18 protein-coding genes are annotated in these 20,085 nt (G+C 72.9%); 8 read left to right on the forward strand and 10 right to left on the reverse strand.

Features of this window, described 5'->3' with window-relative positions; translation table 11 throughout:
• The first annotated feature begins 70 nt into the window (after nucleotides 1-70).
• Nucleotides 71-2,284, forward strand: a complete 2,214-nt coding sequence (locus A3CQ_RS55660; protein ID WP_020516455.1) for a putative bifunctional diguanylate cyclase/phosphodiesterase — start codon at nucleotides 71-73, stop codon at nucleotides 2,282-2,284.
• On the opposite strand, the gene A3CQ_RS0139285 is transcribed toward A3CQ_RS55660, so the two are convergent.
• Entirely contained in the window at nucleotides 2,253-3,722 is a 1,470-nt protein-coding gene (locus A3CQ_RS0139285; RefSeq protein WP_020516456.1) for an ATP-binding protein, read from the reverse strand. The genes A3CQ_RS55660 and A3CQ_RS0139285 overlap by 32 nt on opposite strands.
• 27 nt (nucleotides 3,723-3,749) lie before the next feature.
• Between A3CQ_RS0139285 and A3CQ_RS0139290 the strand changes: the two genes are divergently transcribed.
• Entirely contained in the window at nucleotides 3,750-4,709 is a 960-nt protein-coding gene (locus tag A3CQ_RS0139290) for a hypothetical protein (RefSeq protein WP_020516457.1), read from the forward strand.
• Nucleotides 4,710-4,713: 4 nt separating this feature from the next.
• On the opposite strand, the gene A3CQ_RS0139295 is transcribed toward A3CQ_RS0139290, so the two are convergent.
• Nucleotides 4,714-5,451: an SDR family oxidoreductase gene (locus A3CQ_RS0139295; RefSeq protein ID WP_026206708.1), complete on the reverse strand. Its 738-nt coding sequence runs from the start codon at nucleotides 5,449-5,451 to the stop codon at nucleotides 4,714-4,716.
• Nucleotides 5,452-5,552: 101 nt separating this feature from the next.
• Here A3CQ_RS0139295 and A3CQ_RS0139300 point away from each other — a divergent pair, with 101 nt between their 5' ends.
• From A3CQ_RS0139300 to A3CQ_RS0139310, 3 genes are read left to right on the forward strand one after another with little or no spacing between them, the layout of a single operon-like run.
• Nucleotides 5,553-6,359 carry a helix-turn-helix transcriptional regulator gene (locus A3CQ_RS0139300; RefSeq protein WP_020516459.1) on the forward strand — a complete coding sequence of 269 codons (807 nt, stop codon included), beginning with the start codon at nucleotides 5,553-5,555 and terminating at the stop codon, nucleotides 6,357-6,359.
• Between the two features lie 9 nt (nucleotides 6,360-6,368).
• Nucleotides 6,369-7,244, forward strand: coding sequence for an LLM class flavin-dependent oxidoreductase (locus A3CQ_RS0139305; protein ID WP_020516460.1), 876 nt, complete (start codon nucleotides 6,369-6,371; stop codon nucleotides 7,242-7,244).
• 5 nt (nucleotides 7,245-7,249) lie between these two features.
• Entirely contained in the window at nucleotides 7,250-7,741 is a 492-nt protein-coding gene (locus A3CQ_RS0139310; RefSeq protein WP_020516461.1) for a methyltransferase family protein, read from the forward strand.
• A 36-nt stretch (nucleotides 7,742-7,777) separates the two neighbouring features.
• On the opposite strand, the gene A3CQ_RS0139315 is transcribed toward A3CQ_RS0139310, so the two are convergent.
• Nucleotides 7,778-8,728: an aldo/keto reductase gene (locus A3CQ_RS0139315; RefSeq protein WP_020516462.1), complete on the reverse strand. Its 951-nt coding sequence runs from the start codon at nucleotides 8,726-8,728 to the stop codon at nucleotides 7,778-7,780.
• A gap of 67 nt (nucleotides 8,729-8,795) precedes the next feature.
• Between A3CQ_RS0139315 and A3CQ_RS0139320 the strand changes: the two genes are divergently transcribed.
• Nucleotides 8,796-9,977: a cytochrome P450 gene (locus tag A3CQ_RS0139320; protein WP_020516463.1), complete on the forward strand. Its 1,182-nt coding sequence runs from the start codon at nucleotides 8,796-8,798 to the stop codon at nucleotides 9,975-9,977.
• A gap of 27 nt (nucleotides 9,978-10,004) precedes the next feature.
• Here A3CQ_RS0139320 and A3CQ_RS0139325 read toward each other — a convergent pair whose 3' ends face one another.
• From A3CQ_RS0139325 to A3CQ_RS0139335, 3 genes are all read right to left on the reverse strand, one after another.
• Entirely contained in the window at nucleotides 10,005-11,300 is a 1,296-nt protein-coding gene (locus A3CQ_RS0139325; RefSeq protein WP_020516464.1) for a mannitol dehydrogenase family protein, read from the reverse strand.
• A gap of 59 nt (nucleotides 11,301-11,359) precedes the next feature.
• A complete protein-coding gene (locus A3CQ_RS0139330) occupies nucleotides 11,360-12,523 on the reverse strand; it encodes a cellulose-binding domain-containing protein (protein ID WP_020516465.1) in 1,164 nt (387 codons plus the stop codon).
• Nucleotides 12,524-12,609: 86 nt separating this feature from the next.
• Nucleotides 12,610-12,810 carry a ferredoxin gene (locus tag A3CQ_RS0139335; RefSeq protein WP_026206709.1) on the reverse strand — a complete coding sequence of 67 codons (201 nt, stop codon included), beginning with the start codon at nucleotides 12,808-12,810 and terminating at the stop codon, nucleotides 12,610-12,612.
• 147 nt (nucleotides 12,811-12,957) lie between these two features.
• Here A3CQ_RS0139335 and A3CQ_RS0139340 point away from each other — a divergent pair, with 147 nt between their 5' ends.
• Together A3CQ_RS0139340 and A3CQ_RS0139345 are read left to right on the forward strand one after the other, a co-directional pair.
• Nucleotides 12,958-13,287 (forward strand): hypothetical protein, encoded by a 330-nt coding sequence (locus A3CQ_RS0139340; RefSeq protein WP_169516345.1) that lies wholly within the window; start codon nucleotides 12,958-12,960, stop codon nucleotides 13,285-13,287.
• An 81-nt stretch (nucleotides 13,288-13,368) separates the two neighbouring features.
• Nucleotides 13,369-14,778, forward strand: coding sequence for an SDR family NAD(P)-dependent oxidoreductase (locus A3CQ_RS0139345; RefSeq protein WP_020516468.1), 1,410 nt, complete (start codon nucleotides 13,369-13,371; stop codon nucleotides 14,776-14,778).
• 75 nt (nucleotides 14,779-14,853) lie between these two features.
• Here A3CQ_RS0139345 and A3CQ_RS61365 read toward each other — a convergent pair whose 3' ends face one another.
• The 4 genes from A3CQ_RS61365 to A3CQ_RS63960 all read right to left on the reverse strand — a co-directional run bounded on the left by A3CQ_RS61365 (nucleotide 14,854) and on the right by A3CQ_RS63960 (nucleotide 20,079).
• Nucleotides 14,854-15,819 (reverse strand): hypothetical protein, encoded by a 966-nt coding sequence (locus tag A3CQ_RS61365; RefSeq protein ID WP_157296876.1) that lies wholly within the window; start codon nucleotides 15,817-15,819, stop codon nucleotides 14,854-14,856.
• A gap of 111 nt (nucleotides 15,820-15,930) precedes the next feature.
• Nucleotides 15,931-16,701 carry an SWIM zinc finger family protein gene (locus A3CQ_RS0139355; RefSeq protein WP_020516469.1) on the reverse strand — a complete coding sequence of 257 codons (771 nt, stop codon included), beginning with the start codon at nucleotides 16,699-16,701 and terminating at the stop codon, nucleotides 15,931-15,933.
• Nucleotides 16,694-20,005, reverse strand: coding sequence for a DEAD/DEAH box helicase (locus A3CQ_RS63810; protein WP_020516470.1), 3,312 nt, complete (start codon nucleotides 20,003-20,005; stop codon nucleotides 16,694-16,696). The genes A3CQ_RS0139355 and A3CQ_RS63810 overlap by 8 nt, the downstream gene beginning before the upstream one ends.
• On the reverse strand, nucleotides 20,002-20,079 hold the full coding sequence (locus A3CQ_RS63960) for a DUF5990 family protein (RefSeq protein WP_342663735.1): 78 nt from the start codon (nucleotides 20,077-20,079) through the stop codon (nucleotides 20,002-20,004). The genes A3CQ_RS63810 and A3CQ_RS63960 overlap by 4 nt, the downstream gene beginning before the upstream one ends.
• Between the last annotated feature and the right edge of the window lie 6 nt (nucleotides 20,080-20,085).

The raw sequence follows: 20,085 nt of genomic DNA on the forward strand, positions 1-20,085 counted from the left end.
CAACGCGCGCGCTCTCATACCGCCCCGATCTCGGACGATCTCCCAGGACGTGCGGGCTTGGTGGGCGTGGGTGACGATCGGGGCTCTGATCAGCCTCGGCTACCCCCTGCTGCCCTCCGAGAGCGTCGCATCGACGGTCGTCTACAACGGCCTGGGGGTCGTGTCGTTCCTGGTCATCTTGGTGGGCGTGCGGCGCAACCGGCCGCCGCGCGTGGGGGCGTGGCTATTGTTCGCGGCCGGCGTCATCATGTTCGTCTCGGCCGACATCGTGTACGAGGTGAGCGGCCTGGTCCTGGGCACGCACCCCTACCCGTACTGGGACGACCTGCTCTACTTCCTGGCGTACCCGATGCTCTGGCTCGGCCTGCTGCGCACCGGCCGCGGCCGGGGACGCGCCCGCGGCCCGAGGGATCTCGCGGGCGCCATCGACGCCGCGGTGATCGCGGTGGCGGTCGGCCTGGTCTACTGGGTCTTCATCATCGAGCCGGGCCTCGGCGATCTGAGCACCCCGCTGTCCGAGCGGCTCGTGACGGTCGGCTATCCCACCTTCGACGTGCTGATGTGCACGGTCACCACGATCATGCTGACCCGCACCGGCGGCCGTACGCCCAGCGCGCTGCTGCTCGCGGCCGGCTGTGGCTTCACCCTGGCCGGCGACGTGATCTGGACGCTCACCGAGTCGTTCGCGAGCTACTCCGGCGGCCTGATCAACGCGATCTTCCTGCTCGGGTACGTGTCCTGGGCCGCCGCCGCCCTGCACCCGTCGATGCGGCCGACGGCGATCGCCGCGGCCAACCGGGTGAACCAGTTCGGCCGGGGCCGCCTCGGCCTGCTAGCCGCGTGCACGCTGCTCGTGCCGGCCGTGCTGTTCATCCAGGGCATCCGGCACGACGAGATCAACTGGCTGTCGGTCGGCGTCGGCGCGATCGCGCTGTTCCTGCTGGTGCTGGCCCGCCTGGCCGGCTTCGTGGGTCAGGTGCAGGACCAGGCCGGCCGGCTCGAGCGGCTCGCCATGCGCGACGACCTGACCGGCCTGGCCAACCGCCGCCGCTTCGAGGAGGCGGTCACCGAGGTGGTCGCGGCCGGCCCGGCCCAGGTCTGCCTGCTCGACCTCAACGACTTCAAGGTCGTCAACGACCTGCACGGCCACCACGTCGGCGACCGGCTGCTGGCCGCCGTGGCCGAGCGCCTCACCGGGGCGCTACGCGAGGCCGACCTGGTGGCCCGGATGGGCGGCGACGAGTTCGCCGTGCTGGCCCCGGACGCCACCACCGAGGACGGCGACGCGATCGTCCGCCGCCTGATCGACGCGCTCCGCGAGCCGATCGTGGTCGGCGGGCACGAGCTGCTGGTCGCGGCGACCCTCGGCATCGCGGACGCCACCGCCGACGCGGACCCGGTCGAGGTGCTGCGCCGTGCCGACGTGGCGATGTACGCGGCCAAGGAGGGCGGAAGCCGCCAGCACCGCCGCTACTGTCCCGAGCTCGACGACCGGGCCGGCGAGGCGGCGCGGCTCGGCGTCGAGATGCGCATGGGCCTGGACACCGGCCAGTTCCGCATGGTCTACCAGCCGATCGTCGCCCTGCCCGAGGGCCGCACGCTGTACGTCGAGTCCCTGGTCCGCTGGCAGCATCCCGAGCGCGGCTTCGTGAGCCCGGCCGACTTCATCCCGGTCGCCGAGCAGAACGGCCTGATCGTCGAGCTCGGCGAGTGGATCCTGCGCACCGCCTGCGCCCAGTTCATGCGCTGGCGCGAGGAGCACGGCGCGAACGCCCCCGAGCGGATCAGCGTGAACGTCTCGGCCCGCCAGCTCAACGAGCCCGGCTTCGTGACCGTGGTCGCCGACGTGCTCGAGCGCACCGGCATGCCGGCGTCGAGCCTGATCGTCGAGGTGACCGAGACGGCGGTCTTCGGCGGCGGCACGGCCGTCCAGGCGGTCAAGGACATCCACGCCCTCGGCGTCCGCATCGCCCTCGACGACTTCGGCACCGGCCACTCGTCGCTGGGCCTGCTGCAGACCATCCCGGTCGACGTCCTCAAGGTGGACAAGTCCTTCGTCGACAACCTCACGATGGCCGGCCGGCACGCGGTGATCGCGACCGCCCTCATCCAGGTCAGCAACGGCCTGGGCCTGACCGCCGTGGCCGAGGGCGTCGAGACCGCCGAGCAGGCCGCGGAGCTGCACCGCCTCGGTTACCAGCTGGCCCAGGGCTACCACTTCGGGCGCCCGGTCGCGGAGCCCGACTTCACCCTCACCGAGGACCAAGCAGTTCCCGTACGCTAGCCAGAAGCTCTTCCTGGGAAATGGGCGCGACGTTTCCGCCCGTCCGGGCGTCCTGCATGGCCTTGGCCAGCTGCACGCGGCGCAGCACCTCCTTGATGTCGGCGCCGGTCATGCCGTGGCTCGCGTGGGCGAGGGCGGCCAGGTCGAGGTCGTCGGCGAACATCTGGAAGCCGGGCAGCTCGTGCGCCGTGATCAGGCCCTGGATCATCTTGCGGAAGATCTCGGCGCGGCTGGGCTCGTCCGGTTTCGGGACGCTGATCTTCACGTCGAAGCGGCCCGAGCGGATCAGCGAGTCGTCGACCCGGTGCGGGAAGTTCGTGGTGGCCACGACCAGGACGTTCGGGTTCTCCTCGATGAGGTCGTTCATCTCCTGCTTGAAGATGCCGGCGACCGCGTTGAGCGCCTGGCTGGCCGCGTCGCCGCCGGCGCCCGCGTAGCTGACGATCGAGTCGAACTCGTCGAACAGCATCAGCGTCGGCACCCGGTACCGGCGCGCGTCCCGGAAGATCTGTTTGATGTTGCGCTCGGAGCCGCCCAGCCATTTGTCGAGGATCTCCGGGGTGCGGATCTCGCGGAAGTCGGCACCGATCTCGTTGGCCAGGGCGCGGGACAACATCGTCTTGCCGGTGCCGGGCGGCCCGTACATGAGGATGCCCTGCGGCCGGCGCGCACCCCAGCGGGCCATGGCGTCGGGGTGCCGGAACGACACCGCGACCTCGCGCAGCTCGGCGACCACGTCCGCGAGCCCGCCGACCATGTCGAGCGTGACCGTCTGGGTGGTCGCCGGTGTCTTCGGCATCACCTCGCGGCTGATCACGTACCGCCGGCCGCTCAGCGATTCCGGACCGGCCAGCTCGATCACCGTCTGCAGGGTGAGCCCCACGAACGCCTGCAGGTGGGCCGGGGTCACGTCGTCGCGCGGCACCTCGGCGAGCAGCCGCACCACGGTTCCGCTCTCGTCGTAGGTCACCGAGGCCTGCAGGCCGACCACGGCGTCGGCGAGGGTGGCGGGCCGGCGGTTCGCCGCCGGCTGGGTGGGTCGATCAAGACCGAGCTTCTTGTACGCCGCCGCGGCCGCCGCCCCCACCCCGTCGACGATCCGGGTGGCGATCGGGTCGCCCTGCTCGATGCGCTTGGCCAGCAGCAGGCCGACCGGGTCGTTGCCCAGCACGAGCTTGCGGATCCGCTCCTTGGAGTAGGGCTCGTCGGCGGTGCTGATCGCGGCCGAGAAGACGTGCGCGGGCCCGGCCGGCCGGTCGGTGCTGGAGACGCTGAGGTCGACCCGCTTGACCGGTGGCGGCCAGGACGCGCTGCGGAGCAGGTCGACCGGGTTGACCCGGGCCGCCGCCAGCAGGGTCTCGGCGTCGACCATCTCGACGGTGGCACCCGCGTACTCGAAGGTCTCGCCGCGCTGACGCGCGAAGCTGGCGTCTGACATGAACCAAGAGTGACACGCTTGCACCAGATGGCTACCCTGCCCGCCGTGATCAAGAACGTGCGGGTCGCCGTGGCCGGGGTCGGCAACAACACCTCGGCGCTGGTGCAGGGAATCGCGTACTACCGTGCCACCGGCAGCGAGATCGGCGTCCATCGCCCGGTCGTGGAGGGGCTCGGCGTCGGCGACATCGACGTGGTCGCCGCGTTCGCGCTCTCCGACGACAAGGTCGGCAAGGACCTCCACCAGGCGATCCTCGCCCCACCGAACAACGTGCCCCGCCTGGTACCCGCGCTGCCGCCGGCCGGTGTGACCGTCCAGCGTGGCCTGGTCGACGCGTCGGAGATCGCCCGCGTCGCGTCGGTGCTCGACGGCGCCGAGGTGCTGCTGTACTCCGCGCCCAGCGGCCGTCCCGACACCGCCCGCGCGTACGCCCTGGCCGCCTTGGAGGCGGGCGCCGCGTTCATCAACACCACGTCGGACGGGATCGCCCGCGACCCGGCGATGCTGGCCCGCTTCGAGGAGGCCGGCCTGCCGCTGGCCGGCGACGACCTGGCCAGCCAGTTCGGCACGTCGGTGCTGCACCGAGCGCTGCTGCGGCTGCTGGAGGAGCGCGGGCTGACGCTGGTCAGCTCGTACCAGGTCAACCTGGGCGGCACCGAGGACTTCCGCAACCTGGTCGAGAACCCGAACACCAAGAAGCAGTCCAAACTGAACGCGGTCGGCTCGGACCGGGTGCAGATGGCGCCGCTCGGCTACCTCCCCCACCTGAACTCGACGAAGATCGCCCACCTCAACATCGAGGCCCAGGGCTGGGCCGGCACCCCGGTCAGCCTCGAGGTCCGCCTGCGCGTGGACGACCCGGCCGGCGCCGCGGGCGTCAACATCGACCTGATCCGGCTGGCCGCGGGCGCCCTGCGCGCGGGCCGGGGCGGCTTCCTCGCCGAGGCCGCCGCCCTGCTGAAGTCGCCGCCCGGCACCGCGATCTGACCGCTCACACCAGGCGGTGGCCGCCCTCGACGTGCAGGGTCGTGCCGGTGATGAACTCGTTGCCCAGCACCGCCCGGAACGCCAGCGCGATGTCCTCGGGCCGCCCGATCCGTCCGGCCGGCAGCCGGGCGGCCATCGCCGCGAGCCGCTCGTGCTTGGCCGGGCCGGCCAGGTCGTCCCAGATCGGGGTGTCGACCCAGCCCGGCGAGACCACGTTGACCCGGATCGGCGCGAGCTCGACGGCGAGGGTCCGGGCGAGGGCCTCGAGGGCGCCGTTGGCCGTGGCCAGCACGGACGACCCCGGGCCGGGCCGGTACGCGGCGATCCCCGACGTGAAGGTGATCGAGCCGCGCTCCATGACGCGGGCGGCGTGCTTGGCCACCAGCCACGGCCCGATCACCTTGGTCCCGAGCACGTCCCATGCCGACTTGACCGGAAAGTCGGCGATTGGGAAGTAGGCGCCGTTGACGTCGGCCGCCGTGACGACCACGTGGTCGACGGGGTCGCTGAGCAGCGCCTTGACGCTGTCCTCGTCCGCGATGTCCACCCGGCTGGTCGTCACCTGGCCCGGCTTCGCCGCCGCATCCAGCTTCTCCGCCGCCGCGGCCAGCTTTTCCGCCGACCGGCCCGCGATGTGCACCCGGGCGTCCTCGCCGACCAGCAGCTTGGCGAGGGCCAGCCCCATGCCCGAGCTGCCGCCGACGATCATTACGCGCCGGCCGTTCATGTTGTCGCTGTTCATGCCCTCAGCCTGGTCAGCGGCCCGGGGCGCGAGAAGGCCGCGTCATGCCTGGTCCTCGCAGGGCCAGGAGTGGAGGCGCTCGCGGTGGCAGACTCGACGGGGTGAGCAGCGATCTCGGGGAGTTTCTGCGGAGCCGCCGGGCCCGGATAGGACCGGCCGAGGCCGGCCTCCCGGCCGGAGTGGGGCGGCGGCAGACTCCGGGGCTGCGCCGCGAGGAGCTGGCCGCCGTCGCGGGGGTCAGCATCGACTACTACACCCGGCTTGAGCAGGGGCGGGATCGGAACCCCAGCGTGGCGGTGCTGGAGGCGCTCGCCGACGCGCTGCGACTCGACGACGACGAGCGGGAGCATCTGCACCGGCTGGCCTCGGGCCGGTCCACGCCGGCCGGTGGGCGAAGGCCGGAGAGCGCGCGCCCGGGCCTGCGGCAGCTGCTGGAGACCGTGCGGCCGTCGCCGGGATTCGTGCTCAACCCGGGCAGCGACATCCTCGCCGAGAACCCCGAAGGGCTCGCGCTGCTGCCGGGTCTGGGCGAGTGGCCGCGCGGGCGGCGGAACTTCGTGCGCTACATGTTCCGGCATCCGGCGGCCCGGGAGGTGATCGCCTCGTGGCCGCGGATGGCGCAGGACTGCGTGGCACACCTGCGGACCATCGCGCCCGACCAGGCGGCCGGGCTGGTGGCCGAGCTGAGCGCGGTCAGCACGGACTTCGCCGCCCTGTGGCGTGACTACGACGTACGCGTGAAAAGCGGAACCGATCGCACCTTCCGGCACCCCTCGGTGGGCCGGCTCGATCTACGGTCGGAGGTGTTGTCGGTGGCCGACGGCCAACGGCTCGTGGTGTTCCAGGCGGCGCCGGGGTCCCCGTCGGCGGACGCGCTGGCCCTACTCTCGCTGGCGGCCCGGCCGTAGGCTCCGATCATGCGAATCTCGATCTGGCCGGGGGCCGAGCATCCGTTCTCCGAGGTGCTGTCGATGGCCCGGCACGCGGCCGACACCGGGTGGGACGGCGTCTGGTTCGCCGACCACTTCATGCCGAACGGGGACGACGACACCGGCCCGATCCTCGAGTGCGGTTCGGTGGTGGCGGCGCTCGGCGCGGCGGTGCCGCGGGTGCGGATCGGGACGCTCGTCTACGGCAACCTCTACCGTCACCCCGCCGTCGTGGCGAACATGGCGGCCACGGTCGACCGGATCAGCGACGGCCGGTTCATCCTCGGCGTCGGCGCCGGTTGGCAGATCAACGAGCATCGTGAGTACGGGATCACGCTGCCGCCGCTGCGGGAACGGATCGACCGCTTCGACGAGGCCGTGCAGGTCATGCTCGGCCTGCTGCGGCAGCCGCGCACCACGGTGGACGGCAAGTACTACCAGGTGACCGACGCGGTCTGCGACCCGAAGCCGGTGCAGGACCCGCTTCCCCTGATGATCGGGGCCAAGGGCGAGAAGCGGATGCTGGGCATCGTCGCGAAATATGCCGACATGTGGAACGCGTGGGGCGTGCCGGAGACGATCGCCCACAAGTCCGCGGTGCTCGACCGCTTCTGCGCCGAGCTGGGCCGCGACCCGAAGGCCATCGACCGCACCGCCCAGGCCCTGGTCTCGGTCGGCGAGCCGATCCCCGGCGACCTCGGCACCACCCCGGTGATCGGCGGCTCCCGGGCCGAGCTGGCCGACACGGTCGCCCAGTACCGGGAGATCGGTCTGGACGAGCTGATCATCCCGGACGAGCTGCTCGGCACGGGCGCCGCCAAGCTGGCGGCCATGGACGTCATCCTGGACGTCGTCCGGGGCTGACCCGCGTGCGACGGTCCGCGGCCGCCGGGGGCAGCGCGCTGTTCTTCGCGCTGGCGCCCGGGACGGTCGCGGGCGTGATTCCGTGGGCGCTGACCGGCTGGCGGGTCGGTACCGCGCTGCCGTGGCCGCTGCGCACGGCCGGCTGGCTGATGATCGGGGCCGGGCTGCTCGTGATCGTGCCGGCGTTCGCCCGCTTCGTGCGGGAGGGCGCGGGCACCCCGGCTCCCGTCGCCGAGACCGCGCGGCTCGTGGTCGGCGGCCCCTACCGCTTCGTCCGCAACCCGATGTACGTCGCCGTCATGCTGGTCATCTTCGGCCAGTCCCTGGTGCTGGGCCGGCTCAGCCTCGTGATCTGGGGCCTCGCCGCCGGCGCCGCCATGGTCGCCTTCGCGAAGGGCTACGAGGAGCCGCGCCTGCGACAGCTGTACGGCGCCGACTACGAGGCCTACCGGCGAGCCGTCCCGGGTTGGTGGCCGCGCTTGCCCCGGCGACGGTGACCGTGCTTCCCGCCGTACGGGCAAAGGAAGCGCAAGCTAGGCACCCAGCGCGACCACCGCGGCCATCTCCTCGACCGGGAGCGGGCCACGCTCCTCGGCGGCGAGGCATTCGGCCAGCTCCGCGCGGTTCTTCACGCCGAGCACGACGGTCGCCACCCCCGGCACGCTGAGCGCGTAGCGATGGGCCAGCGCCGCCGGCGACTCACCCAGCTCGGCCGCCAGCTTGCGGAACGGCTCCGCCCGCGCGAAGTCGGCCGCCGCCGGATGGTCGGCCGGCACGACCCGGTCCAGCGACGACGTCAGCGACCCCGCCGCTACTGCCCGGATCCCGATCGCCGCGACCCCGTTGCCCCGGGCCACCCGGAGGATCGCGTCATCGGCCGGCGCCACGCCCGGGAAGCCCCAGAGATCGCCCGGCATGTCCATGGCGTTGACCACGACCTGCACCGCGTCGGGCCGGGGCGCCTCCCGCAGCGCCTCGACCACCGTGTCGGGATGCCCGACCCCGGTGATCCCCCACCCTCGCACGAGCCCCTCGCTCACGAGACGCTCGAAGGCCGGGATCACCGACTCGCGGTACTCGCGCCACCCGATGTGGCCGGGCCCCGACGGCGAGCCGTCGCGCGGCCGCAGCTGGGTGTGCAGCAACAGCAGGTCGACGTGCTCGCGCCGCATCCGCGAAAGGCTGGCGTCGAGACTGCGCCGGATGCGCCCCTCGAAGTCCGCCTCCTCGTCGGGCAGCTGCACCTTGGTCGTGATCATGACGTCGTCCGCGGCGGTCAGCGCGTCGCCCGCCGCCCGCTCCGACTCCGCGTCGACGCCGTAGCTGGGCGCGAGGTCCAGCATGGTGATCCCCGCGTCGAGAGCCGCCCGGATGGTGGCGACCGCCTCACCGCGGTCCGTGGTCCCCCACACGCCGGCGATGCCGCCCCCGCCGAGCGTGAGCGCACTGATCCGGCCGAGCCGTCCAAAGTCCCTCATCTCCATGTTTCCGACCGTAGAACCTGGAGTGCGCTCCACCTCAACCCCTCGTCTCGGCGGCTACCGTGCGGGCATGGCGATCGACTTCGAGGACCCTCAGGTCATCCGGGATCCGTACCCGGCCCTCGCCCGCCTGCGGGACGAGGGCGCGGTGACGTGGCACGAGCCGACGGGCACCTGGCTGGCCGCGAGCCACGCCGCGGCCGGGGCGGTGCTGCGCGATCGCCGCCTCGGCCGGTTCTGGACCGACCGGGAGCCGGCCGACGTGTGGGAGCCGTTCAACCTGCTGCACCGCAACCAGATGATGGAGAACGAGCCGCCCGGCCACACCCGGCTGCGCTCCCTGGTCGCCCAGGCGTTCGGCCGCGGGCACGTGGAGCGCCTGCGCCCGGCCGTCGCGGCCGAGGCGTCCCGGCTGGTGCTCGCGGCCGGCGACGAGTTCGACCTGCTCACGGCCGTCGCCGAGCCGCTGGCCGTCACGGTGATCGCCGAGCTGCTGGGCGTGCCGGCGTCCGACCGTCATCGGCTGCGCCCGTGGTCGGCCGCGATCGTGCGGATGTACGAGGTCTCGCGCACTCCCGAGTCGGAGGCCGCCGCCCTGACCGCGTGCCGGGAGTTCGCCGAGTATCTGAGCCGGCTGGCCGGCCGCCGCCGGGCCGATCCTCGCGACGATCTGATCAGTCACCTGGTCGCGGTCCGGGACGGCTCCGACCGTCTCACCGGCGACGAGTTGGTGGCCTCCGCGATTTTGCTGCTGAACGCGGGCCACGAGGCGTCGGTGAACGCCCTCGGCGGCGGGGTGGTCGCCCTGCTGCGCCATCCCGCCCAGCTGGCCCGGCTCCGCGCCGACCGCGGCCTGATCGCCACCGCCGCCGAGGAGATGCTGCGCTACGACCCGCCGCTGCACATGTTCGTGCGGACGGCGGCCGCTCCCGTCTCGATCGCCGGCGTCACCGTCCCGACCGGCGGGAAGATCGCCGCGCTGCTCGGCGCGGCCAACCGGGATCCGGCCGCCTTCGCCGCTCCCGACACCTTCGACGTGGGCCGCGACCCGAACCCGCACCTGAGCTTCGGCGCCGGCCTGCACTTCTGCCTGGGCGCGCCGCTGGCCCGGATCGAGCTGCAGGCCGCCCTGTCCGCGCTGCTCGACCATGCGCCGGGGATGGAGCTCGCGGCCGAGCCGGTCAGCCGCCCGACGTTCGTGCTGCGGGCCTTCACCGCCGTCCGGCTGCGCCGGGCCGCGTCCCTTCGATGATCGCCGGTGCCCCTACCCCGTACCGGATCAGGTGGTGGGTTTCAGGGTGGCATGGTCGACGGCGGCGACCAGGGCGTCGTTGCCGGCCAGGTCGGGGGCCAGCAGGGCCAGGACGTCGCGCACGCTCGCGGCCCGCGCCTGGAAGGGGGCCGCGCCCGCGTCGCTGACCGGGGCGCCGGCGCCGCGCAGGTGGTCGATCCAGCCGGCGACGATGCGGATCGCGCCGGCCGGCAGGCGGCCCGCCGCCACCTCGCCGCGCAGCACGGGCAGGACGCGGACCGGGAGCTTCTGCGAGCCGTCGGCGGCGATCTGAGCGAGGGTGTGCCGGATGCGGCCGTTGCCGAAGCGGGTCAGCAGGGCCTCGCGGTACTCGGCGAGCTCGCCCGGGGGCAGTGGAACGTACCCGCTCGCCTCGTCCCACCACTGCGCCAGCCAGGTGCGGCACTCGGGATCGGTGACGGCGTCGGCGACCGTCGCATGGCCGCGCGTGCTTCCCGCGTACGCCAGAAGGCTGTGCCCGCCGTTGAGAAGCAGGAGTTTCCGCTGCTCGTGCGGGACGATGTCGGCGACGAAACGCGCGCCGGCGGCCTCCCACGACGGCCGTCCCGCGGGGAAGACGCCGCTGAGCACCCACTCCGAGAACGGCTCGGTGACCACGGGCACGGCATCGTCGAAACCGGTCAGCTCGCGGGCCACCCGAACGTCCTCCGCGGTCGTCCGCGGGGTGATCCGGTCGACCATGGTGGTCACGAACGAGACGCTGTCGCGGATCCACGGGACCAGCGCGGGCTCGGCCAGGGCGGTGAAGTCGAACAGCACCCGGGCGACCGCCGCGCCGTTCTCCGGCAGGTTGTCGCAGGGGACGATCGCGATCGGACCGCCCCCGGAGATGCGGCGCTCGGCGAGGCCGGCCATGAGGCGGCCCGGAACGGTCTGGACCGCGTCGCCGCGCAGCCAGGCGGCGACGTCGGCGGCGGCCCGGCTCTCGTCCAGGCCGCCGTCGGCGTCACGCAGGTAACCGGCCTCGGTCACGGTGAGGGTCACCACGGCCGTGCGTGGTGCGGCGAGGTGCTCACGCCACGCTTGGTGATCATTTGACGGGTACGCGGCGTCCACGGCCCCGATCATCTGCGCCTCGTCGTGCTCGGGGCCGCGCACCAGCAGCGTGTACCGCCCGTGCTGGGCGTTGAGCGCCACCGCCGCGCCCGGGGAGCGGCCGGTGAACGCCGCGATCGGCCACTGGGCGGCGTCCGGGGCGGCCGACGTGTACCACGCCTGATGCGCCCGGAAGAAGTTGCCGAGGCCCAGATGCACGATCCGCATGGCTCCATCCTGGTTTCCACCAGTGGGCTCTGCAACCGGCTCCCATCTGGTTTCGGTCCTCAGCAGCCGTTACGCATCGCGCTCACCACCACATCGTCGTACCAGAGGGTGTCTGCGCCGGAGCCGTAGCTCTCCCAGCCGAGCTTGAGGTCGGTGAGCTTGGGCCGCCAGGTGCGGTTGAGCCACTGGCTGTCGATGTCGTGGGTGGCCACGCCGTCCTCGAGCAGGCCCGGCACCGAGGTGCCGTTCAGCCAGGTCTGGATGGTGCCGTTCGTGCCGTCCACCTTGAATTCGACGCAGTTCCACGTGTTGACCGGCAGCGGGGCGGAGAGGGCGACGCCGGCCGGGCTCTGCTCGGGCAGCGTGGCGTCGTCGGAGGCCCGGTTGAACTGCAGCGCGCCGTTCTGGCCGCCGAAGCGCAGGTCCTTGCCGCCGTCGTTGGCGTCGGTCATGGCGACCGCGGCGACATGCGCGGCCGGCAGCGCGGTGGTGTGCCGCACCCAGTAGCGGACGTACCAGACGTTCGTGGTGGTCCCGAGGATCTGCGTGCTGCGGACGAAGACGTGGTTGCAGTAGCCCTCGGCGCCGTTGACGCGCAGCGAGGTCGTGCCGCTGTGCGCCACGGACTTGTCGATGGCCGCGGTGCCGGCGCCGGAGCAGTCCGGATAGGTGACCGCCCAGTTCCCGGCCGGCGTGGTGCCGGTCTGCGACTCGAAGCCGTCACAGATCGCCGTGGGAACGCAGTTCTGGGGAGGCGTCGAGGTGGGCGGCGTGGTCGGCGTGGTCGGTGCCGTCGTCGGCGGGGTCGTCGTCGGGGTCACGTCGGGCCCGCAGGAAACCCCGTTGAACGTGAACGCCGCCGGGGTCACGTTCGCCCCGGAGAAGGTGCCCTGGAAGCCGAAGCTCGTCGTGGCCCCGCTGGCCAGGCTCCCGTTCCAGGCCACGTTGGTGGCCGTCACCGCGCTGCCGGACTGGCTGACCGTGGCGTTCCAGGCGCTGGTGACCTTCTGATCGCCGGCGAACGCCCAGGACACCGTCCACGAGCTCACCGCCGCACCGTAGTTGGTCACCTTCACGTCCGCGGTGAACCCGTTCGACCAGGAGTTCGGGGTGTAGACCACCGCGCAGGCCGCCGCGGCGCTGGCGGTCGAGGCCGCCGCCACGATCATGCCGGCGGCGGCCACCGCGGCCGCCGCGGCCAGGGCCAGGACTCGTCGACGCATCAGCTGCTCCAGGGGATGTCGGAGGATGGGAGCGCTCCCATGCATTGACGACTGTAACTATGTTTCGCGAATATGAAAAGCGCTTCTCAGCCGGCGGCAAGCATCCGGATCACCGCGGCCGGGCAACTGGCGACCGCGAGCTCGACCGCCTCACGTTGCGCCTCGGGCGGGTCAGGGTCGAGGATGACCACGACGGCCTGCTCCTCATCCTGGCCGAAGACGGCCGGCGCGGTCAGCGCGCAGGTCCCGGACCCTATGCACAGGCTGGTGTCGACCGCGATTTTCATGGTCATCTCCACGGTGGGCGAACGAGCCAACACTGCCCGTAAGTACGATCCTCGTCAATACGTACGGGCACTGAAAGAGGCAAACACCGTTTGGTTCGGTCGGCTAACCGACAAGCCGATATGCAAGAGGCCCCTCGGCGCGATTAGGTGAGTCCGCTCGCACAGCGCGACGGGGTGGAGGAGATGGTCACGGTGACGAACGCGGTGGTTTTCGTTCAACCGGACAGGTTCGAGGTCAATGCCGCGCGTTGCCTCGACTACTGCGCCGTCCGGCGCTACGCGGTGGCCGGACTGGTCTGCGGCGACTGGCCCGCGGCCCTGCAGATGCTCGACACCGGGCTGGCCTCGGTCATCATCGTCTCGTCGCCGTCGCAGTTCGACGCGGCCGGCGAGGCCCGCATCGAGATCGTGCCGAAACGGCTGCACCGCCGCCGCCCGGCCACCCGCCCGGTGGCGCGGATGGCGTCGCTCACGTAAGGAGATCGGCTTCGCTGCCGATCGTGGGGGCTCAGTAGAGTTTCCTCACGACAGCACGGGCAGCGAAGGAGACGAACGGACATGGCGGGCGATACCGACCCGGGGCTGGACCCTGAGCGGCTGGCGATCTGCCTGGCCGTGCTCGCCGAGGCCGAGGCGCTCCCGCCCGAGCACCCCGACGCGGTGGCCGTCCGCCGAGCCACCGCGGGCCTGTTCAAGACGGTCAAGCTGCAGCGCCGCCGCGACCGGCGGGAGGCTGTTCTCGCCGCCGACCGGGCCGTCACCGAGGCGACCGCGACCGGCGCGCCCGGCCGCATCGACGACGAGACCGCCGGCATCCCGCTGCGCGCCACTTCGACCGGTGGCACGGCCGGGGTGCTGCGCCAGCCTCGCGGCTGCTACACCTGCAAGCAGCGCTACACGGTCGTCGACGCGTTCTACCACCAGCTCTGCCCGGCCTGTGCCGCGCTCAACCACGCGAAACGCGACGCCCGCACCGACCTGACCGGGCGGCGGGCGCTGCTCACCGGCGGGCGCGCCAAGATCGGCATGTACATCGCGCTGCGCCTGCTGCGCGACGGCGCCGACCTGACCATCACCACGCGCTTCCCGCACGACGCGGTCCGCCGTTACGCCGCGATGCCCGACAGCGCCGACTGGCTGCACCGGCTGCGGGTGGTCGGCCTCGACCTGCGCAATCCGGCCCAGGTCGTCGGCCTCGCCGACTCGGTCGCCCGGCGCGGCCCGCTCGACATTCTGATCAACAACGCCGCCCAGACCGTACGCCGTACCGCGGGGGCGTATGCGGCGATCGCCGCGGCCGAGCGGGAGCCGCTGCCGGACGGTCCGGTGCCCGAACTGGAGTACTTCGGGACGGCCGGGGCCTCCCCCGCCGCCGTGCTCACCAGCGGTGCCGGCCCGGCGCTGACCCCGCGGCAGGTCACCGAGCTCGCCCTCGTCGCGCGCTCGGCCGAGATCGACGCGGGCGGCCTGGTCCCGGATGTCACGCCCACCAACAGCTGGAGCGACCGGGTGCACGAGGTCGACCCGCTGGAGCTGCTCGAGGTGCAGCTGTGCAACGTGACCGCGCCGTTCGTGCTGATCAGCCGCCTGCGCCCGGCGATGGTCCGGTCGACCTTCCCTCGGCGGTACGTCGTGAACGTCTCGGCCATGGAGGGGGTCTTCGCCCGCGGCTACAAGGGCGCCGGCCACCCCCACACGAACATGGCGAAGGCCTCGCTGAACATGCTGACCCGCACCAGCGCCGACGACATGTTCACCGACGGGATCCTGATGACCAGCGTCGACACCGGCTGGATCACGGACGAGCGGCCGCACCCGACCAAGACCCGGCTGGCCGGCGAGGGCTTCCACGCGCCGCTCGACCTGGTGGACGGCGCGGCCCGGGTCTACGACCCGATCGTGCGCGGCGAGCGCGGCGAGGACGTGTACGGCTGCTTTCTCAAGGACTACGCACCCGGCGACTGGTGACGGTCTCCGGGTAAAGGGACGAGCCACACCCCGACCGGGGTGTGGCTCGCATTGGTATATCCGCAGAAGCTGCGGTCAGCCGTGCAGGCCGATGTTGGTGCCGGGGCCGAAGGTGAAGTTGTTCCCGCCGTTGCCGCCGTTGCCGCCGCCACCGCCGTTGCCACCACCGCCGCCGTTCCCGCCGCCGTTGTTGCCGCCGCCGTTCCCGCCGCCGTTGTTGCCACCGCCGTTGCCGCCGTTGCCGCCGCCACCGCCGTTGCCGCCACCGCCGCCGTTGCCGCCGCCGTTGTTGCCGCCGCCGTTGTTGCCACCGCCGTTGCCGCCGTTACCGCCGCCACCGCCGTTACCGCCACCGCCGCCGTTACCGCCGCCGTTGTTGCCGCCGCCGTTGTTACCGCCGTTGTTGCCGCCGCCATTGCCGCCGTTACCGCCGCCACCGCCGTTGCCGCCGTTGCCGCCGTTCCCGCCGCCGTTGTTGCCGCCGCCGTTGTTGCCGCCGCCGTTGTTGCCGCCGTTGTTGCCACCGCCGTTGCCGCCGTTACCGCCGCCACCGCCGTTGCCACCACCGCCGCCGTTACCGCCGCCGTTGTTACCGCCGCCGTTGCCGTTGCCCATGCCGCCGCCGTTGGGCCAGCCGGGCCAGCCACCGCCGTTCGGGCCGTTCCAGTTGCCGTGTCCCGGCCACCACTGGCCGACCCAGTTCTGACCGCCCCAGTTTCCGTGCCAGCCGTGACCCCAGTCGTCGTAGCCGACGACCAGCGCGAACCGGTTGTGGAACCCGCCGGTGCGGTAGCAGTCGTAGTCGTCCCACCAGCCCTCGTCCTCGCCGTACTCGCCGGCACGGATGCAGATGCGGTAGTTGCGGAAGAACCCGACGAGCCGGTCACCCCGCCACTGGGGGCTGGTATTGGCTTCCGACCGCGTCGCCCCTTGATCGGTGCTCGAGCTGCTCGACGCGGCCATGGCCGGTCCGGCACCGACCGCGACGCCCGTTACCAGGCCGAGGCCCGACATCATAAGCATCCGGGTAAATCGGTTCATGTCACACCTTCTCAAGACAAAGAGTTATGCCTCGGAAAGGAGAACATGGCCACGGAATGTGACCGGCGGGTTTCGAAGGGTGTACACCGATCGTGGAAGAACAGACTCCGCCTACTCTTCGGGCAGCACGAGGTACGCGGGCCGCAGCAGGTCGGCTATCGGACGGCCCCCGTGCGCCAGCGGCGGCGGATCGAGCTGGTCGAGCAGTGCGTCCGGCCGGGACGCGGCGCCCGGCCGGCCCGTGGCGGCCGCCGCCGGGGCGGTCAAACCGCCCCAGAAGGCATCTCCCCACTCTTTTTCCATATCGGGCGAATCGGAAACATCAGATATTACGCCCGGATCCGGCGCCGGCACAATGGGCGCCGGGACGGCTCGCAGCTCGCGCAGGTGCAGGAGCAACTCGTCGCGATGCCGCCCGCGCCAGGCGAACACCCCGAACGGGTCCTCCTCGAACGACCGGGCCAGGGCGTAACAGGTCGCCGCGAGGTGCACGCACGGCATCGGCCACCGCTCGCAGGTGCAGTCCATCGCGACCTCGTCGAGCGACAGCGGCACCAGGCTCAGCCCCGCTCCCGCGAACACCTCCCCGATCCCGGCCGGCATCCGCCCGGCGAGCAGATCGGCGGCATAGCGGGCCTCGGCCACGAGATCTTGCTCGACCCGCGCCCACTCGGACGCCCCGAACGACCGCAGCGCTATCCGCGCCCGGAAGGCCTTCGGATCGTCCGGCCCGCGCACCAGCGCGACGACGAGGCTGCTCGAGATCGTCAGCTGCCGGACGTGGCCGCTGCGTTCGTCACGCCGCCCGCGCGCGAACGTCGGCCCCATCCGCAGCGACTCGAACGTGCCGAGGAAGGCCAGAGCCAGCCGGTCGTCAGTCAACGATCGCCTCCGGTGCGAGTTGGACGAGGGCGCGCAGCTCGGCGGTGTCGAGCGCGGTCAGCCAGCCCTCGCCGTTGCCCACCACCCGCTCGGCCAGGACGCCCTTGTCGGCGAGCAGCCGGTCGATGCGCTCCTCGAGGGTGCCGAGGCAGACCAGCGTGTGCACCCGCACGTCGCGCCGCTGCCCGATGCGGAACGCCCGGTCGGTCGCCTGCGCCTCGGTCGCCGGGTTCCACCAGCGGTCGACGTGCACGACGTGGTTGGCCGCCGTCAGGTTGATCCCGGTGCCGCCGGCCTTCAGCGACAGCACGAAGATGCCGGGCCGCGGGTCGTCCTGGAAGGCGGCCACCATCGCGTCCCGGTCGGTGCGGGAGGTGCCGCCGTACAGATAGCGCACCGGCACCCCGAACCGCGCGGCCAGGTGCGGCGTGAGCATCGACCCGAACTTGGCGAACTGCGTGAAGCACAGCACGCTCTCCCCCTCGGCGAGCGCGCCGTCGAGGATCTCCTCGAGCCGCTCCAGCTTTCCCGAGCGGCCGGGTAGCGGCGAGCCGTCGCCGAGCAGCAGCGCCGGGTGCACGCACGCCTGTTTCAGCTTGGTCATCGCCGCGAGCACGATGCCCTTGTTCCACTTGTCGCGGCTCTCGGCCAGGTGCGCGGTCATGTCCTCGAGGACCGCGCGATAGAGGGTGGCCTGCTCGGTGGTCAGCGAGCACAGGTGCCGCACCGCGCGCTTGTCAGGCAGGTCGCCGATGACCGCGGGGTCGGATTTCACCCGGCGCAGCAGGAACGGCCGGGTCGCGTGCCGCAGCCGCGCCGCGGCCTCCTCATCGCCGAACCGTTCGATCGGCACGGCGAACCGGGCCCGGAACGTGTGCCCCGAGGCGAGCACGCCCGGGTTGAGGAAGTCGAGGATCGACCACAGCTCCGCGAGCCGGTTCTCCACCGGCGTACCGGTCAGCGCGATCCGCACCCGGGCCGGGAAGCGGCGGACCGCCTTGGCCACCGCACTGCCACTGTTCTTCACGTGCTGCGCCTCGTCGAGCACGACGCGGTCCCACGCGACGGCGGCCAGCTCGTCGGCGTCGCGGGTCGCGGTGGCGTAGGTGGTGAGCACGATGTCGGACCCGGCGAGCGACGCGGGCGAGGGCCGGTCGGCGCCGTGCAGCACCGTGACCGTCAGCGACGGCGCGAACCGGGCGGCCTCCCGCTGCCAGTTTCCCAGCACCGAGAGCGGGCAGATCAGCAACGCCGGGCCGGACCGCCGATGCAGCAGCAGCGCGAGCAGCTGGATCGTCTTGCCGAGACCCATGTCGTCGGCCAGGCAGGCGCCGAGCCCGAGGCCGTCGAGAAAGGCCAACCACGAAAAACCCCGCATTTGGTACGGGCGGAGCACGCCGGCCAGCGACACGGGTGGATCGATCAGCTCCAGCCGCCGGTCCAGCTCCCCACCGAGCAGGTCGGCCAGCCAGCCCTTGCCGCCGACCGCCGTCACCGGCAGCGGCAGTTCCTCGGGCGGCAGCAGCCGGACGGTCCGCAGCGCCGCCCCCGCGGTCATCGACCCGCCCCCGCGCTCGAGGAAGCGCAGCCCCGCCGCGAGGTGGCCGGGGTCGAGGTGCACCCAGCGGCCGCGCAGGCGCACGAGCGGCACCTTGGCCTGGGCCAGATCGGTCAGCTCGCTCTCGGTGAGCGGTTCCCCGCCGATCGCCAGGCCCCACTGGTAGTCGACCAGGTGGGCGAGGTCGGCGGCCTCGTCCCGCAGCACCGGCACGATCGGGTCGCGGCCGCGCACGTCGAGGGCGAGGCCAAGGCTCTGCCGGTCGCGCCACCAGGTCGGCAGCAGCACGCCGTAGCCGGCCTCCTCCAGCACGGCGGCCTGGCTCAGGAACGCGTGCGCCTCGGCCGTGTCGAGCACCATGTCGACCGGCCGGGGCACGCCGAGCGCGGCCCGCAGGTCGGGGTAGAGCCGGGCAGCCCGCCCGAGCCCGCCGAGCAGCCGCTCCTGCGGGTGCCTGGTCCAGCGGCGAAGCGGGGCATAGTCGTCGCGCCAGATGTCCGCGGCCGTGACCAGCGCGCTCGGCTCGTCGACCGCCTGCAGCAGAAACTCCAGCAGCCAGAGGTCGTCGCCCGCCTCCCGCTCGCGGCCGGCCCCGCCACCCAGACCGGCCCCGCCACCCAGACCGGCCCCTCCGCCGAGGCCGGCTGTACCACCAGGGCCGGACGAGCCCGCGGGGCTGGATGAGCCACCGCGGCTGGATCCGCCGCCGGAGCCGGACGAACCGCCGGGGCCGGACCCGCCGCCGAGGCCGGGCGCGAGGCCCGGGCCGGCCTCGCGGTCGATGTGGCTGAGGCGGAAGCAGAGCCGCACGGCCGCGCCCGCGGCGGCGCTCGCGTGCCAGGCGTCGAGCCGCTCGGCCAGTTCGTCGGTGAGGGCCGGCGCGGCGGTGAACGACGGCTCGCCGGTCAGCGCGGCCAGCCAGCCGTCGCCGATCTCGACGCCGGCCTCGGCCAGCCGGGTGCGCACCAGGCCGTCGACGAGCCGGTGCAGCGCGACGGCGAGCACGTCGGCCGCGGGCAGTCCGCCGGCCGCGGCCCGGCAGGCGGCCGGCATGCGGCGCAGCAGGTCACCGTGGTGGATCGCGTCGAAGCCGGTCAGCACGGGCCGCCACCGGGCGACCGGCCCTTCGGGCAGCACGGCCGGCAGCACCCGCCCCCGGCGCACGAGGTCGGCCGCGAAATCGCACAGCTCGATCAGCCACCGCGCCGAGTGACCGACCCGGCCATCGAACTCGTCGGCCAGGTCGTCGTCGACGAACGGCACCGCCACGGCCGGCACGTGCCACGAGCGCGGCCGCGGCGTGCCCCGCCGCGGCGCGAGCCCGAGCTGCGGCGACGGCAGCGGCCCGGCACTGGTCGAGGGCAGCACGAGCGCGACGTGGGCCAGGTCGTCCCCCCGGGGAAGCCGGTCACGCTCGATCGCGAACGGGTGCCCGCCGCCCCGCCGGAATTCCCGGGACATGTCGGACTCGCCCCAGAGACAGAGCGACCCCTCCGGACCCACGAACCCGTGCAGCACCCGCACCCCGGCCCGGACAACAGCCGTGGTCGCGCCGCCCGCCGTCGTCGCACCGCCCGCCGTCGTCGCACCGCCCGCCGTGGTCGCACCGCCCGCCGTGGTCGCACCGCCCGCCGTGGTCGCACCGCCCGCCGTGGTCGCACCGCCCGCCGTCGTCGCACCGCCCGCCGTCGTCGCACCGCCCGCCGTGGTCGCACCGCCCGCCGTCGCCGCGCCGCCCGCCGTCATCGCAGCGTCCAGACGATGTCGGGCGGGCGCACCCGGGCGCACTTGGGCAGGCCGCACTCGTCGGTCAGCCCCAGCTCGCC

Origin of the sequence: Paractinoplanes globisporus DSM 43857 (assembly GCF_000379645.1) — a bacterium.
In the GTDB taxonomy this organism is placed as follows: Bacteria; Actinomycetota; Actinomycetes; order Mycobacteriales; family Micromonosporaceae; genus Actinoplanes; species Actinoplanes globisporus.

Bases quoted from the DNA above. Each gene is read 5' to 3' on its own strand.
- A3CQ_RS0139285 (WP_020516456.1), bottom strand. From the start codon at position 3,722: ATGTCAGACGCCAGCTTCGCGCGTCAGCGCGGCGAGACCTTCGAGTAC.
- A3CQ_RS0139290 (WP_020516457.1), top strand. From the start codon at position 3,750: ATGGCTACCCTGCCCGCCGTGATCAAGAACGTGCGGGTCGCCGTGGCC.
- A3CQ_RS0139295 (WP_026206708.1), bottom strand. From the start codon at position 5,451: ATGAACAGCGACAACATGAACGGCCGGCGCGTAATGATCGTCGGCGGC.
- A3CQ_RS0139305 (WP_020516460.1), top strand. From the start codon at position 6,369: ATGCGAATCTCGATCTGGCCGGGGGCCGAGCATCCGTTCTCCGAGGTG.
- A3CQ_RS0139315 (WP_020516462.1), bottom strand. From the start codon at position 8,728: ATGGAGATGAGGGACTTTGGACGGCTCGGCCGGATCAGTGCGCTCACG.
- A3CQ_RS0139320 (WP_020516463.1), top strand. From the start codon at position 8,796: ATGGCGATCGACTTCGAGGACCCTCAGGTCATCCGGGATCCGTACCCG.
- A3CQ_RS0139325 (WP_020516464.1), bottom strand. From the start codon at position 11,300: ATGCGGATCGTGCATCTGGGCCTCGGCAACTTCTTCCGGGCGCATCAG.
- A3CQ_RS0139330 (WP_020516465.1), bottom strand. From the start codon at position 12,523: ATGCGTCGACGAGTCCTGGCCCTGGCCGCGGCGGCCGCGGTGGCCGCC.
- A3CQ_RS0139335 (WP_026206709.1), bottom strand. From the start codon at position 12,810: ATGAAAATCGCGGTCGACACCAGCCTGTGCATAGGGTCCGGGACCTGC.
- A3CQ_RS0139345 (WP_020516468.1), top strand. From the start codon at position 13,369: ATGGCGGGCGATACCGACCCGGGGCTGGACCCTGAGCGGCTGGCGATC.
- A3CQ_RS61365 (WP_157296876.1), bottom strand. From the start codon at position 15,819: ATGAACCGATTTACCCGGATGCTTATGATGTCGGGCCTCGGCCTGGTA.
- A3CQ_RS63810 (WP_020516470.1), bottom strand. From the start codon at position 20,005: ATGACGGCGGGCGGCGCGGCGACGGCGGGCGGTGCGACCACGGCGGGC.